Here is a 14,321-nt window from a genome sequence, read left to right as displayed (position 1 = left end):
ACGCCCCCATACAAGACACCGACATGAGCGTCATCTTCCATCACCTGCGCGTGCGCGCCATCGAGCCCGACACGGCCGAGGCCGTCATCGTCTCCTTCGACGTGCCGCCCGAGCTGCGCGAAGTGTTCGGCTTCACCCAGGGCCAGTACCTCACGCTGCGCACCGACATTGGCGGCCAGGACCTGCGCCGCTCGTACTCCATCTGCGCCGGCGTCGACGATGCCGAGCTGCGCGTGGGCGTGCGCAAGGTCAACGGCGGCGTGTTCTCCAACTGGATCAATGCGCAGCTGCAGGTCGGCGACACCCTGCAGGTCATGGCGCCGCAAGGCCGCTTCTTCGTGCCGATACAGCCCCATGCGCAGCGCAATTACCTGGGCATCGCGGGCGGCAGCGGCATCACGCCCATCCTGTCCATCATGAAGACTGTGTTGGCGCGCGAGCCCGGCAGCCGCTTCACGCTGATCTATGGCAACCGCACGCTGCAGTCCACCATGTTCAAGGAGGAGATCGAGGACCTCAAGAACCGCTACCTCACGCGCCTGGTGCTGCACCACGTGTTCTCGGCCGAGCAGACCGATGCGCCGCTGAACATGGGCTTCGTGAACCGCGAGAAGCTCGCCGAGTTCCTCAAGGCCCTGATCCCCGCGCAGAAGATCGACGAAGCCTTCATCTGCGGTCCCTTCCAGATGAACGACGAGGCCGAGGCCGCGCTGCTGGCGGGCGGCGTGCCGGCGGAGCGCATCCACGTGGAGCGCTTCGGCGTGGCCCTGCCCGCAGGCGGGCAGGTGGGGGCCGTGGTGCACGAGGCACTTCCCGGCGATGCCAAGACCGCGCGCATCGCCATCGTGCGCGACGGCCTCAGGCGCGAGTTCGCCTTCTCCGACGGGCAGGCGAGCATCCTCGATGCCGCGTCGGCCGCCGGGCTGGAGGTGCCTTTTTCGTGCACGTCCGGCGTGTGCGGCACCTGCCGCGCCAAGTGCGTGCAGGGCGAGGTGCGCATGGAGCGCAACTTCGCGCTCGACAAGGCCGACGTGGCCGCCGGCTTCGTCCTCACCTGCCAGTGCCGGCCCCTGACCGACAGCGTGGTGCTGTCGTTCGACGAGCGGTGATGAACCCGGCTGTTGCAGTGCCGTACAGCGCCTTCTCCCTGGGGAGAATGGGCGCCAGCGTGCCCCCTGTGCGCCGGCATGCGGCAAGATGGCAACCCTTCATTACCGGATGCAAAGGAAAACTGCCCATGGCCCGAGGACGATCCCCCGGATACGACGACCAGCGCGAAATGATCCTCCGCCATGCCGCCGAACTGTTTGCACGCCGCGGCTACCCCGCCACCTCGATGAACGAGGTGGCCGAGGCCTGCGGCCTGTCCAAGCCCACGCTGTACCACTACTTTCGCGACAAGTACAACCTGCTCGTGCACATCGCCGACGGCCATGTCTCGCGCCTGCAGGCCCTGGTCGACGAGGTGCAGGGCAAGCAGCTCGAACCCGAGGCGCGGCTGCGCGAGCTGATCCACCGCTTCGTCGAGGAATACGCCGAGGCCCAGCATGCCCACCGCGTGCTGACCGAGGACGTGCGCTTTCTGCAGCCCGAGGACAGCGAACGCATCCTCGGCAAGGAGCGCGCCGTGGTGGCCGTCTTTGCCCAGGCGCTGGCGCAGATGCGCCCCGACACCGATGCCGCAGGCCTGACCAAGGCTCTGACCATGCTGCTGTTCGGCATGATCAACTGGATGTTCACTTGGCTCAAGCCGGATGGCGAACTCGACTACGAGACCATGGCGCCCATCGTGGCCGACCTGTTCTTTGGCGGGTTTCCTGCCGTGCGCATGCCCCCGCCACTGGCCGAAAGGCCTCCCCGTCCATGACAATGCGAAGCCACGCTTGCCGTGCACCACACACCGGCCGCGAAGAGCCGGACCTGAGCCAGGGCGCCCCTCTGCGCTGACCCCTTTCCTTCTTTCACAACTATCCACAGGAGACAAAGCATGAAATTCCGTTTTGCACAACTCGCGCTGGTGGCCGCTGCTGCCGCCATGGCCTGCGGCGCTGCCCTGGCCGACATCACCGTCGGCGTCACGGTGTCGGCCACCGGCCCCGCCGCATCGCTGGGCATTCCCGAGAAGAACACCATCGCCCTGATGCCGCGCACCATCGGCGGCCAGAAGGTCAACTACATCGTGCTCGACGACGCGTCGGACACGACCACGGCCGTGGGCAACACGCGCAAGCTGATCAGCGAAAGCAAGGTCGACATCATCCTGGGCTCGAGCACCACGCCCAACTCGCTGGCCATGATCGACGTTGTCGCTGAGGCGCAGACGCCCATGATCTCCATGGCCGCCTCGGCGCGCATCGTCGAGCCCATGGACGCCAAGAAGAAATGGGTCTTCAAAACCCCGCAGAACGACATCATGATGTCGCTGGCCATCGTCGACCACATGGCCAACGCCGGCATCAAGACCGTGGCCTTCATCGGTTTTGCAGATGCCTACGGCGAAGGCTGGTACCAGGAGTTCGGCAAGGCCGCCGCCATCAAGAAGATCCAGATTGTGGCCAACGAGCGCTATGCGCGCACCGACACCTCGGTGACCGGCCAGACGCTGAAGATGATCTCTGCCAAGCCCGACGCCGTGCTGATCGCCGGCTCCGGCACGCCGGCCGCGCTGCCGCAGAAGGCGCTCAAGGAGCGTGGCTTTACCGGCAAGGTCTACCAGACCCACGGCGTGGCCAATGCCGACTTCCTGCGCGTGGGTGGCAAGGACGTGGAAGGCACCTTCCTGCCCTCGGGCCCGGTGCTCGTGGCCTCGCAACTGCCTGCTTCGCACCCGGTGAAGAAATCGGCTAGCGCCTATGTGGCCGCCTATGAGGCTGCCCACGGCAAGGACAGCGTTTCCACCTTCGGCGCCCACGGCTGGGATGCCGGCGTGCTGATGGCCGCCGCCGTGCCTGTCGCGCTCAAGAAGGCCAAGCCCGGCACCGTGGAGTTCCGTGCTGCCCTGCGCGATGCGCTGGAGCAGATCAAGGAAGTGCCCGGCGCGCACGGCATCTTCAACATGTCCGAGAACGACCACCTGGGCCTGGACCAGCGCGCCCGCGTGATGGTCAAGATCGAGAACGGCACCTGGAAGTACCAGCCCTGACCGAGCAGAGCGAGGTCTGATGGCGCAGATGCGAGGGCGGCGGCCTACGAAGTGCCCGCTGCCTGCGCAGCCCTGCGGCATACCTGCCTTCAATAGACAGAAAGCCGAATATGGATTTGCAGATCGCCCTGCTGCTGGGGCAGGACGGCATTGTCAACGGCGCCATCTATGGACTGATGGCGCTGGCGCTGGTGCTGGTTTTTTCCGTGACCCGGGTGATCTTCATCCCCCAGGGCGAGTTCGTGGCCTTCGGGGCGCTGACCATGGCCATGATGCAGGGCGGGCGCATTCCCGCCACGCTATGGCTGCTGCTGGGGATGGCCGCCGTGGTGCTGGTGGTCGAGGCGGTGCGCTTTCGGCGCGGCAGCCCCGTGAACTGGTCCGCCACGGTGGTGTGGTGCCTGGTGCTGCCGCTGGTGGCCGCCGGGCTGATCCTCGGGCTGCGGCCGACCTCGCTGGGCATGCAGGCCTTCACCACGCTGGTGCTCATCACGCCCATGGGGCCGCTGCTGTACCGCCTGGCCTTCCGGCCGCTGGCCGATGCCACGGTGCTGATGCTGCTCATAGTCTCGGTAGCGCTGCATGGCGTTCTGGTGGGCCTGGGCCTGTTGTTCTTCGGTGCCGAAGGCTCGCGCACGCCGCCGTTCTCGGAGGCGCGCTTCGACCTCGGTGGCATCCCCGTCTCGGGCCAGTCGCTGGTGGTGCTGGGCGTCACGCTGGCGCTGGTGATGCTGCTGTTCCTGTTCTTCGGCCGCTCCATGGTCGGCAAGGCGCTGCGCGCCACGGCCATCAACCGCGTGGGGGCACGCCTCATGGGCATCCCCACCGAACTCTCGGGCGACGTGAGTTTTGCCCTGGCTGCGCTGATCGGCGCCGTCTCGGGCCTGTTGATCGCGCCGCTCACTACCGTGTACTACGACACGGGTTTCCTGATCGGCCTCAAGGGCTTCGTCGCGGCCATCGTGGGCGGGCTGGCCAGCTACCCCATGGCGCTGGCCGGTGCCCTGCTGGTGGGGCAGCTGGAGGCCTTCGCTTCGTTCTGGGCCAGTGCCTACAAGGAGGTTCTCGTGTTCACCCTGATCGTGCCCGTGCTGTGGTGGCGCTCGCTCAACAGCCGCCATGTGGAGGATGAGGAATGAGCACGCCCGTCAAGACCGATATGGCCGCCAGCGCACAAGCCGCACCCACATCGCGCGGCATCGTCACGCGCACCCAGCTCACCCTGGCCGGCGTTGCGCTGCTGGCCCTGTGCTGGGGCTGGCTGCCCGACTTCACCGTGGTCATGCTCAGCTACATCGGGCTGTACGCCATCGTGGCGGCAGGCCTGGTCATGCTCACCGGTGTGGGCGGCATGACCTCGTTTGGCCAGGCCGCCTTCGTGGGCGTCGGCGCCTATGCCACGGCCTGGATCTGCACGGCGCCGGCCTCGGTGCAGGCGCTTTCGGGCATCGTCGGCATGGCCGGCCTGCCCTGGGTGGGGCTGGTGCTGGGCCTTTTGATCACCTTCGCGCTGGCCTGGGGCCTGGGTTCGGTCACGCTCAAGCTCTCGGGTCACTACCTGCCGCTGTGCACCATCGCCTGGGGGTTGTCGCTGTACTACCTGTTCGGCAACATGGAGTTCCTGGGTGGGCAGACAGGTATCACCGGCGTGCCACCGCTCATCGTGGCCGGGTTCTCTCTGGCTTCGCCGCGCGCCATCGGCGTGCTGATCTGGGCGGTGCTGCTGGTGTCGCTGTGGCTGCTGCACAACCTGCTCGACTCGCGCGAGGGCCGTGCCATCCGCGCGCTCAAGGGCGGGCGGGTGATGGCCGAGTCCATGGGCGTGGACACGGCGCACTACCGCATCAAGCTCTTCGTGCTGGCCGCGCTGCTGGCGGCGATCTCGGGCTGGCTGTACGCGCATTTGCAGCGCTTCGTGAGCCCCACGCCGTTCAACCTCAACATCGGCATCGAGTATTTGTTCATGGCCGTGGTCGGCGGCGCCGGCCACCTCTGGGGTGCGGTGCTGGGCGCCACGCTGATCACCCTGCTCAAGGAGAAACTGCAGGACGTGCTGCCCTCGCTGCTGGGCACCAGCGGCAACTTCGAGGTCATCGTCTTCGGCCTGCTCATGGTCTTCGTGCTGCAGCGCTTTGCCGACGGCCTGTGGCCCACGCTGAACCGCCTGGGCGAGCGCTGGCTGCGCCGCGAGGCGCCGCGTGCCGTGCGCCAGGCCATGCAACTGGCGCAGCGCACGCTGCCAGCGCCCGGCACGGTGCTGCTGCAGGCGCGCAACGTGACCAAGCGCTTTGGCGGGCTGGTCGCCAACAACAACGTCTCCATGGACGTCAAGGCCGGTGAGGTGCATGCACTGATCGGCCCCAACGGCGCTGGCAAGAGCACCTTCTTCAACATGATCTCGGGCGTGGACGACGCCACCGAGGGCGAGGTGCGCATGGTGGACCAGGCCATGCTGCGCCGCCCCTCGCGCGCCTTTGCCCGCCTGGGCATGGCGCGCACCTTCCAGCATGTGCGCCTGCTGGGCCAGCGCAGCGTGGTCGAGAACGTCGCCCTGGGTGCCCACCAGCGCGCCCACCGTGGCTGGCTGGCCTCGATGCTGCGGCTGGACCGCGCCGAAGAAGCCGCCCTGCTGGCCGAGGCGCGCCGCCAGATCGAGCGCTGCGGCCTGGGCGCCCATGCTGATGGGCCCGCCGCCTCGCTGGCCCTGGGGCAGCAGCGCATCGTGGAAATCGCACGCGCCCTGGCCGGCCAGCCGGCCATCCTGCTGCTCGACGAGCCTGCCGCCGGCCTGCGCCACCTGGAAAAGAAGGCCCTGGCCGACCTGCTGCGCCAGCTGCGCGCCGAGGGCCTGGGCATCCTGGTGGTGGAACACGACATGGAGTTCGTGATGAACCTGGCCGACCGCATCACGGTGCTGGAGTTCGGCACCGTGATCGCCGAGGGCACGCCCGCACAGGTGCAGAGCAACCAGCGCGTGCTCGACGCCTACCTGGGCGGGGCCGACGACGACCTGCCTGCCGCCACTGCCACCAAAGGAGCCACCGCATGACCGCCTTGCTGCAACTGCAGGACCTCTCCGTGTCGTACGGCCAGGTGGAGGCCGTCCACCAGGTGCACCTGGACGTGAACGAGGGCGAGATCGTCACCGTCATCGGCCCTAATGGCGCGGGCAAGACCACCTTGCTGTGCGCGGCCATGGGCCTTTTGCCGGCCACCGGCGCCATCACCCTGGCCGGCGAGCGCATCGTGCGCCCCAGCGTGGAGGCCATGGTGGCGCGCGGTGTGGCCCTGGTGCCCGAAAAGCGCGAGCTCTTCGGCGAGATGTCGGTGGAGGACAACCTGCTCCTGGGCGGCTTTTCGCGCTGGCGCCGTGGCCAGCGCGACCAGGCGCAGCGCATGGACGAGGTGTTCGAGATATTCCCGCGCCTGCGCGAGCGCCGCCCGCAATTGGCCTCCACGCTCTCGGGCGGCGAGCGGCAGATGCTGGCCATCGGCCGTGCGCTGATGGCGCGCCCGCGCCTCTTGATGCTCGACGAGCCCTCGCTCGGCCTGGCCCCGCTCATCGTGCGCGAGGTGCTGCAGGTGGTGTCCTCGCTGCGGGCGCATGGCGTGTCGGTGCTGCTGGTGGAGCAGAACGCGCGCGCCGCACTGCGCGTGGCTGACCGGGCCTACGTGCTCGAAATGGGCGCCGTGGCGCTCACGGGTGCCGCGCAGGACCTGCTCAACGACCGCCGAATCATCGACACCTACCTGGGCATGGGCGGGGCTGCGCACGCCCCGGCCGAGGTGGCCTGAGATTTCTCGGGGAGCGCCAGTGCGCTCCCAGGGCTGCGGCGTGACGCGGCGGCAGTCCCGTTTTTCCATCCTTCCGCATGCCAGGCCTGGCACCGGAAGGTTTTTGCGTTGTGATGAAGAACCATAAAGACGACAGGAGACAAGACAACATGGCAGCAGCAGGAGTTCAGCCCCTCTCACGCGCGGGTGCCGCCCGCCGGCGCACCGCACTTGCAATGGCCCTGGGCTGGGCCACAGGCACGGCCTGGGCCCAGGACAGCGCGGGCGTGACCGACAGCGAGATCGTCATCGGCCAGTCGTGCCAGTTGAGCGGCCCGCTCGCGGCACTGACCAGCGAAGTGCGCCAGGGCTCGGCCCTGTATTTCGACCACGTCAATGCCTCGGGCGGCGTGCGCGGCCGCAAGATCCGCGTGGTCGCCATCGACGATGCCTACGACCCCAGGAAGGCGGCCGAGAACACGAAGAAACTGATCGACGAGGACAAGGTGCTCGCGCTGTTCCAGTACGCCGGCACGCCCCCGGCCCTGGCCGCCCTGCCGATTGCCGAGGAGCGCGGCGTGCCCTTCATCGCGCCGTTCACGGGCTCCGACGGCCTGCGCCAGGCGGGCAGCCGCTACGTCTTCAACATCAAGGCCGGCTATGCCGCCGAGCTCGATGCCACGGTCAAGCAACTGGCCTCGGTGGGCATCGCGCGCATCGCGGCGGTCTACCTCAACAATCCCTTCGGCACGGGCGGCCTGGCCTCGGTCGAGAAGTCGGTCAAGAACCACAAGGTGGAACTCGTGGCCCAGGCCCTGTTGGAGGTGGATGGATCGAAGATGGCGGATGCCGTGGCCGCTGTGGCCAAGGCCGCCCCCCAGGCCATCATCGTCATCAGCGCGGGCAAGCCCAGCGTGGATTTCGTCGATGCCTACCTGACTGCAGGCCACCGCACCACCTTCTACATGCTCTCGGTCATCAGCAATGCGCAGCTCGTCAAGGCGCTGGGCGAGCGCGCACGCGGCGTGGTGGTCTCGCAGGTGGTGCCCTCGCCGTGGAACCAGAGCATGCCGATCTCGCGCGAGTTCCAGACCCTGGCCAAAGCCAAGGGCATCACCGAGTACACCTTCAGCCAGATGGAGGGCTTCATCTCCGCCCGGTTCCTGGTCGAGGCGCTGCAGCGCGCCGGCGCCAAGCCCACGCGGGCCACGCTGGTCCAGGCGATGGAGTCGATGAAGAGCGTGAACCTGGGCGGCTACCCCGTGGAGCTGTCGGCCACGCAGCACAGTTCGGGAAAGTTCGTGGATCTGCTCATGATGGGTCGCGACGGAAGGTTCACGAAGTAAGCAGCGCACCGCCCTGCGCCGCTTCCAGCAGCCGCGTGAGCAGCGGGTGCATGACCTTGCGCGCGTTGTAGATCAGGTGGAACTGCTCCTGCACGTCGGGCGTGGTGCCAACGTGCACCAGGCCATGGGTGCTTGCAAGGTGCTCGCCCACTGACGCGGGTGCGGGCATCACACCCATGCCGGTGGCGGCAAAGGTGCTCAGCAGGGCACTGTCCTCGAACTCGCCCGCGATGCGCGGGCGGATGCGTTCGCGCTCCAGCCAGTGGTCGATGCGCGCGCGCATGGCGGCGTGGTCGGTGGGCAGCAGCACGGGCACCACGGCCAGGCTCTGCGGAAACTGCCGGGCCGCCGCCTCGGCCCACACAGGCGGCGCATACCAGGCCACGGCACTCGTGCCCAGCAGTTGGCTGGTGGTCTTGAGGGCCGGGTTCGGCGGCGCGGCGCGGTCGGCCAGCACCGCGTCGAGCTTGTGCAGCGCGAGCTCGCCGAGCAGCGGCTGGAATTCCCCCTCGTGGCACAGCAGGCGCAGGTGCGGTTCGTCGAGCACCGGCGTCAGCAGCCGGTGCATGGCCAGCTTGGCGATGCCGTCGGAGATGCCCAGGTTCAGCCGCAGCGTCCGGCCGCTGGCGGCCTCGCGCACGCGGTGGGTCAACTGCTCGCCCAGCGCAAAGATCTGGTCGGCCTCGTGCAGTGCGGCCACGCCCGCCTCGGTCAGCACCAGGCTGCGCCCCTCGGTGCGCAGCAGGCTGGTGCCCAAGGCCTGCTCCAGCAGGCGCACCTGCGCGCTGATGGTCTGCACGGCCATGTCCAGCCGCTCGGCGGCGCGCGCGATACCGCCCTCCTTGGCGACCACCCAGAAGTAGTACAGGTGGCGGTAGTTGAAGCTCTGGCTCATGGTGTTGCGTATCCCGACAGGCTGAAGGGCTATGGGCGTGGAGAATATTTGGTTCGTAAAAACCGAACCCATAGTACCGTGAAGACAGGTTTTTAAGATGCCCATGCATCCCTACAGTGCGGGCTTGCCCTGAATTCCAACTGACCGCACCGGAGAGAACCCATGCGCCATGCCGCCCCCCGTCCCCTGTCCACCCCGACCCCGGGCCTGCCACCCCTGCCGCGTTCGCGGCGCTGACGCGCCAGCGCGAAGGAGCAAGACATCATGGAAACAATCGGAACCTGGTGGATGTGGGCGGGCTTTGCCGTCTTTGTGGTGGTGGCCATCGGCATCGACCTCTTGGTGATGGAGCGCCAGGGTGCGCACAAGGTCACCACCAAGGAGGCCGTCAAGTGGAGTGTCCTGTGGTTCTCGCTGGCCTTCGTGTTCGTGGCCGGCCTGTGGTGGTACCTGGACGGTAGCCAGGGTCGCGAGGTGGCCAACACCGTGTCGATGCAGTTCATCACCGGCTACCTGGTGGAAAAGAGCCTGTCCATCGACAACATCTTCGTCTTCCTGATGCTGTTCAGCTACTTCGCCGTACCGCCCCAGCACCAGAAGCGCGCGCTGATCATCGGCATCATCGGCGCCATCGTGCTGCGCACCTTGTTGATCCTGGCAGGCGCCTGGCTGCTGGCGTCGTTCCATTGGCTGCTCTACGTGTTCGGCGCCTTCCTGGTGTTCACGGGTGCCAAGATGTGGTTTGCCGCCGGCCAGGAGCCCGACATCGCGACCAACCCGGTGCTGCGCTTTTTGCGCAAGCGCATCCGCATCGCCGACGTGTTCGATGGCGAGAAGCTGACCACCAGCATCAATGGCGTCAAGCACTACACACCGCTGTTCGTGGTGCTCATCCTGATCGGTACTACGGACATCATCTTCGCGGTGGACAGCATTCCGGCCATCTTCGCGATCACCAATGACCCGTTCATCGTGCTCACGGCCAACATCTTCGCCATCCTGGGCCTGCGTGCGCTGTACTTCCTGCTGGCCGACCTGGCCGACCGCTTCCACCTGCTGGCCTATGGCCTGGCCCTGGTGCTGGTGTTCATCGGCAGCAAGATGCTGCTCATCGATCTGGTGAAGATCCCGATCGGCTACGCTCTGCTGGTGACGGCGGGCCTGATTGCCGGCTCCATCGTCCTGTCGCTGCGCACCTCGGCTGGTAGCCCACCCTCTGCACAGCCCCCCAAGCCCTGAAGGAGACCGGCCATGGACATGATCGAATCGGTGATGCTCACCCTGCTGGTGGCCCTTGCGGGCACGGCCCTGATGGCCTGGCGCCTGGGCAATGACCGGCGCGACGTGGGCCTGCTCACGGCCCTGGCCACGCTGTGGGGCCTGGCCACCGCAGCGGCCTTCAGCTGGTGATGGCGCGCCCATGCGGATGCTGAGCACCCTGCGCCGCAAGCTGCGCCACCTGGAGCCGAGCGTGCGCGACCAGCTGGCACGCACGGCATTGGCCCGGGCCGTGCCCTGGATGGAGCAGCGCGCGCTGTTCCGCTTTCAGCGCGAGCCGCTGGCACGCGGGGTGGCCGCCGGCCTGTTCTGCGGGCTCATCCCCGGCCCGCTGCAGCTGGTGGGTGCGGTCGGTGCCTGCGCCTGGCTGCGCGGCAACGTGGTGGCGGGCGGCGTCACCACCTTTTATACGAATCCCTTGACCACCGTGCCCCTGTATGTGCTGGCCTTCCAGGTGGGCTCGCTGGTGCTGCCCGGCGAGCAGTCGCTGCCAGCCTTCAATGCGGCCGGCCCTGCTGGCGCCTTCAGCGTGCAGGCCCTGGCCGAGTGGATGCAGGCCCTGGGCACGCCGCTGCTGGTCGGCCTGCCGGTGCTGGGCTTGATCCTCGCCGTGCTGGGCTATGCAGCGGTGCAGGCCCTGTGGCTCGCGCCCGTGCTGCAACGAGGGCGCCGCCGGCAGCGTGCCCGCGCCCTGCGCGACCAGGCCTGAGCCTGTGGATCAATCGAGCTTGACGCCCACCTTGGTGATCACGCGGCCCCACTTTTCGCGCTCGGCGCGCGCGTAGCTGCCCATCTGGGCCGGTGTGCCGGGCAGGGGCTCCACACCCAGGGCCTGCAGGCGCGCGCGGGTGCGCGTGTCGGCCAGCGCGGTCTGCAGCGCCTTGCTGAACTGGGCCACGGCCTCGGGCGAGGTGCCCGTGGGGGCCACCAGACCCTGCCATGCATAGCCTTCGAAGCCCTGCAGCCCCTGTTCCTGCATCGTCGGTACGTCGGGCATGGTGCCCACTCGCTGCGGGCTGGCCACGCCGATGGCGCGCACCTTGTTGGCGGCGAGAAAAGGGTAAACCGTGGCGCTGTCGATCCACATCGCGGGCACCTGGCCGCCGATCACGTCCTGGATGGCCGGGGCCGCGCCGCGGTAGGGCACGTGGGTGAGCTTGAGCCCGCTCTGCTCGCGAAACAGCTCGCCCACCAGGTGGTGCGGGCTGCCTGGGCCGGCAGATGCCCAGTTCACGCCATCGGCATTGCCTTTGGCCCAGACCATGAATTCCTTGAGGTTCTTGGCGGGCACGTTGTTTGACACCACGAGGAACATCGGAAAACGCACCAGCAGGCCCACGGGCTGGAAGTCCTTCTCGGCGTTGTAGCTCAGCTTGCTGAACAGGAAGGGGTTGGCCGCCAGCGTGGCGAAATCGGCCGAGAAGATCAGGTTGCCGAAATCCTTGTTGCGCGCGGCATAGTCGGCCGCGATGTTGGTGCCCGCGCCGGGCTTGTTGTTGATGATGACGGAGCGGCCCAGGCTGGCACCCATGGATTCAGCGATGGTGCGGGCCACGATGTCCGAGCCCCCGCCGGCCGCATAGCCGACCACCCATTCCAGGGGCTTGCTGTGGTCCTGCGCGTGCAGGGGCAGGGCGAGGGGCGTGAGTGCCAGGCCCGCGAGGGTGGCGAGGAAATGTTTGCGCAGCATGGTGGTTTGTCTCCGGTGGTCAAGCGATGGATTGGGTTGGAACGGGCACAGCGGCGCCGCAGGCCCCGTCTTTGCGGGGCTTGCGCGGTGGCTGAACGGTGGGTGGGTGGTTTTGGGCGGCGTCAGTTCGCCGCGTGTACCGGCGCGATCGGTGTCACGGCCACCATGTCCGCAGCGCTGGTGGGCGCGGTGCTGCCGCGCGCCAGCTTCAGCGCATGCAGCAGCGTGGCCTGGTCGCCGATGTGGTTGGCCAGCAGCAGGATGAGGCGGGCGTTCATCGCGTGGCTCTCGGGCGGGGTGAGGCCGTTGTGCCCGGCGATCAGGGCCTCGTAGAAATCGTCGCAGGCCTGCAGGTGGGGCTGGGTATCGAGCATGCTCATGGCTCCTTCGTCAGACGGTTGCAAGGTCGGCAGCGGCGACGGCAGGCTGGTGGCTGGCCGTCGCGGTGGCCAGGGCGGCGCGCACGGCGCCTTCGCTCAGGCTGCGCCAGCGCGCGCACACATGCTGGTCGGGCCGCACCAGGTAGGCCGTGCCGGGCTGGGCGCCCAGGCGCCGGGCCAGCAGTCCCTGGGTGTCCTGCAGGTCGTGGCCCACCTGCAGCAGCTTTACCTGGGGCAGGGTGGTGGCCCAGGCCGGCGCGGTGCCGAACACCAGCAGCGTGAATTCTGGCCCCAGCGTGCGCAGCAGCCAGGCACTCTGGCCACCGTACCCCACGGGCGCGTCGAGCAGCACGGCGCCCGGCACCTGGGTGCCGGCGAATGTGTCGCCGTCCGGGGTGTTCAGCGGCGAGCCATGCAGCGTGGCCGGCACCGACAGGCGCCCGCTGTTGACGATGCGGCGCGCAAACGGGTGCTCGCGCGCCAGCTCCAGCGCCGCGTCGCGGAACAGGCGGCTGATCTCGCTCTTGGGCGTGATGAAGTCGGTGGCGCGGGTCGAGTTGGCAATGTTCTCGTCGGCCGCGTACTCGCGCTCGGGGCCGTAGCTGGCCAGCAGCTCCTCGCCGGCCCGGCCGCGCAGCACCCAGTCGAGCTTCCAGGCCAGGTTTTCGGCGTCCTGCACGCCGCTGTTGGCGCCCCGCGCGCCAAAGGGCGACACGCCATGCGCGCTGTCGCCCGCGAACACCACGCGGCCGTGCACGAAGCGGTCCATGCGCAGGCAGGCAAAGGTGTAGACGCTGGCCCACTCGAGCTCGAACTGCGCATCGGGGCCCAGCAGCGCGCGCACGCGCGGCAGGATGTTTTCGGGCTTCTTCTCTTCCTCGGGGTCGGCGTTCCAGCCCAGCTGGAAGTCGATGCGCCAGACATTGTCGGGCTGGCTGTGCAGCAGCACGCTCTGGTTGGGGTGGAAGGGCGGGTCGAACCAGAACCAGCGCTCGGTGGGGAAGTCGGCGCTGCTGGCCATCTTCACGTCGGCGATCAAAAAGCGGTCCTGGAAGATGCGGCCCTTGCTCTCCAGGCCCATCATCTGCCGCAGCGGCGAGCGCGAGCCATCGCAGGCAGCGACCCACTGCGCGTCGATGCGGTAGCTGCCCTCGGGCGTCTCGATGGTGAGCTGCGCACCATCTTCGCGCGGCGCAATGCCCGCCACCTTGCTGTGCCAGCGCAGTTCGATGTTGGGCAACTGCAGCGCCCGCTCCACGAGGTAGGCCTCGGCGTAATACTGCTGCAAGTTGATGAAGGCTGGGCGCTCGTGGCCGTCCTCGGGCAGCAGGTTGAACTCGTACAGCGGCGCGCCGTGGAAGAACACCTTGCCCACGTTCCACGACACACCCTTGTCCACCATGCGCTGGCCCACGCCCAGGCGGTCCCAGATCTCCAGGGTGCGCTTGGCAAAGCAGATGGCGCGCGAGCCGGTGGACAGCCTGCAGTCGTTGTCCAGCACCACCACGCGCTGGCCACGCTGGGCCAGGTCGATGGCCAGGGACAGGCCCACGGGCCCGGCACCTACCACCACGACGGGGTGTTGCACGGGTGCCGGGGCATCCTGGTCGCGGGAGCGCTGGTAGGTGAATTCGATGGCCTGTACCTGGGCGCCTGTGCCGTCGAAGGCGGTTGGTGCGGACGCTGTCGTTGTCATGCTTGTCTCCTCCGTGGTGCTCAGCCTTCCAGCGACTTCCACATCTGCACGTCCCGCTCGGCCGTCCAGATGCGCGGGTCCGGGTACTGCGTGGCTTCGTCATAGGCCCGCGTCACGTCG

The 14,321-nt window shown here is 68.0% G+C and carries 14 protein-coding genes and 1 pseudogene; 10 read left to right on the top strand and 5 right to left on the bottom strand.

What is annotated here, in order from left to right; all coding sequences use genetic code 11:
• Positions 1–23: 23 nt before the first annotated feature.
• The 7 genes from paaE (at position 24) to QYL93_RS15895 (ending at position 8,262) form a co-directional block, all read left to right on the top strand.
• Positions 24–1,109 (top strand): 1,2-phenylacetyl-CoA epoxidase subunit PaaE, encoded by a 1,086-nt coding sequence (gene paaE, locus QYL93_RS15925; RefSeq protein WP_305744552.1) that lies wholly within the window; start codon positions 24–26, stop codon positions 1,107–1,109.
• Positions 1,110–1,237: 128 nt separating this feature from the next.
• The gene (locus QYL93_RS15920; RefSeq protein ID WP_057268620.1) at positions 1,238–1,867 is read left to right on the top strand and encodes a TetR/AcrR family transcriptional regulator; all 630 of its coding nucleotides are present in this window, start codon (positions 1,238–1,240) and stop codon (positions 1,865–1,867) included.
• Positions 1,868–1,987: 120 nt separating this feature from the next.
• Entirely contained in the window at positions 1,988–3,142 is a 1,155-nt protein-coding gene (locus QYL93_RS15915) for an ABC transporter substrate-binding protein (RefSeq protein WP_179683242.1), read from the top strand.
• Positions 3,143–3,252: 110 nt separating this feature from the next.
• On the top strand, positions 3,253–4,281 hold the full coding sequence (locus tag QYL93_RS15910) for a branched-chain amino acid ABC transporter permease (protein ID WP_305744551.1): 1,029 nt from the start codon (positions 3,253–3,255) through the stop codon (positions 4,279–4,281).
• Positions 4,278–6,191, top strand: a complete 1,914-nt coding sequence (locus QYL93_RS15905; RefSeq protein WP_305744550.1) for a branched-chain amino acid ABC transporter ATP-binding protein/permease — start codon at positions 4,278–4,280, stop codon at positions 6,189–6,191. Before QYL93_RS15910 ends, QYL93_RS15905 begins: the two co-directional genes overlap by 4 nt.
• On the top strand, positions 6,188–6,937 hold the full coding sequence (locus tag QYL93_RS15900) for an ABC transporter ATP-binding protein (RefSeq protein ID WP_305744549.1): 750 nt from the start codon (positions 6,188–6,190) through the stop codon (positions 6,935–6,937). Before QYL93_RS15905 ends, QYL93_RS15900 begins: the two co-directional genes overlap by 4 nt.
• Before the next feature lie 149 nt (positions 6,938–7,086).
• Positions 7,087–8,262 (top strand): ABC transporter substrate-binding protein, encoded by a 1,176-nt coding sequence (locus tag QYL93_RS15895; protein WP_305744548.1) that lies wholly within the window; start codon positions 7,087–7,089, stop codon positions 8,260–8,262.
• Here the strand turns inward: QYL93_RS15895 and QYL93_RS15890 are convergent.
• Positions 8,252–9,157: a LysR family transcriptional regulator gene (locus QYL93_RS15890; protein WP_305744547.1), complete on the bottom strand. Its 906-nt coding sequence runs from the start codon at positions 9,155–9,157 to the stop codon at positions 8,252–8,254. The two genes, QYL93_RS15895 and QYL93_RS15890, sit on opposite strands and share 11 nt — an antisense overlap.
• A 264-nt stretch (positions 9,158–9,421) precedes the next feature.
• Between QYL93_RS15890 and QYL93_RS15885 the strand changes: the two genes are divergently transcribed.
• Genes QYL93_RS15885 through QYL93_RS15875 form a run of 3 tightly spaced genes read left to right on the top strand, consistent with a single transcriptional unit; the run spans position 9,422 to position 11,144 of the window.
• Positions 9,422–10,396 (top strand): TerC family protein, encoded by a 975-nt coding sequence (locus QYL93_RS15885; RefSeq protein WP_305744546.1) that lies wholly within the window; start codon positions 9,422–9,424, stop codon positions 10,394–10,396.
• 12 nt (positions 10,397–10,408) lie between these two features.
• Complete coding sequence (locus tag QYL93_RS15880) at positions 10,409–10,567, top strand: hypothetical protein (protein WP_305744545.1); 159 nt, start codon at positions 10,409–10,411, stop codon at positions 10,565–10,567.
• A 10-nt stretch (positions 10,568–10,577) separates the two neighbouring features.
• Positions 10,578–11,144, top strand: coding sequence for a DUF2062 domain-containing protein (locus QYL93_RS15875; RefSeq protein ID WP_305744544.1), 567 nt, complete (start codon positions 10,578–10,580; stop codon positions 11,142–11,144).
• A 9-nt stretch (positions 11,145–11,153) separates the two neighbouring features.
• On the opposite strand, the gene QYL93_RS15870 is transcribed toward QYL93_RS15875, so the two are convergent.
• The 4 genes and pseudogenes from QYL93_RS15870 to QYL93_RS15855 form a co-directional block, all read right to left on the bottom strand.
• A complete protein-coding gene (locus QYL93_RS15870; RefSeq protein ID WP_305744543.1) occupies positions 11,154–12,125 on the bottom strand; it encodes a tripartite tricarboxylate transporter substrate binding protein in 972 nt (323 codons plus the stop codon).
• A 122-nt stretch (positions 12,126–12,247) separates the two neighbouring features.
• A complete protein-coding gene (locus tag QYL93_RS15865; protein ID WP_305744542.1) occupies positions 12,248–12,499 on the bottom strand; it encodes a DUF2783 domain-containing protein in 252 nt (83 codons plus the stop codon).
• Positions 12,500–12,515: 16 nt separating this feature from the next.
• Positions 12,516–14,201 carry an FAD-dependent oxidoreductase gene (locus tag QYL93_RS15860; protein ID WP_305744541.1) on the bottom strand — a complete coding sequence of 562 codons (1,686 nt, stop codon included), beginning with the start codon at positions 14,199–14,201 and terminating at the stop codon, positions 12,516–12,518.
• Between the two features lie 20 nt (positions 14,202–14,221).
• Positions 14,222–14,321: pseudogene (locus tag QYL93_RS15855) on the bottom strand (MBL fold metallo-hydrolase); the annotation flags it as partial.

The sequence above is a fragment of the Acidovorax sp. A1169 genome (genome assembly GCF_030704685.1).
In the GTDB taxonomy this organism is placed as follows: Bacteria; Pseudomonadota; Gammaproteobacteria; order Burkholderiales; family Burkholderiaceae_C; genus Acidovorax.
Note: the sequence above shows the minus strand (reverse complement) of the source record. Positions and strands in the feature narration are given on the sequence as shown.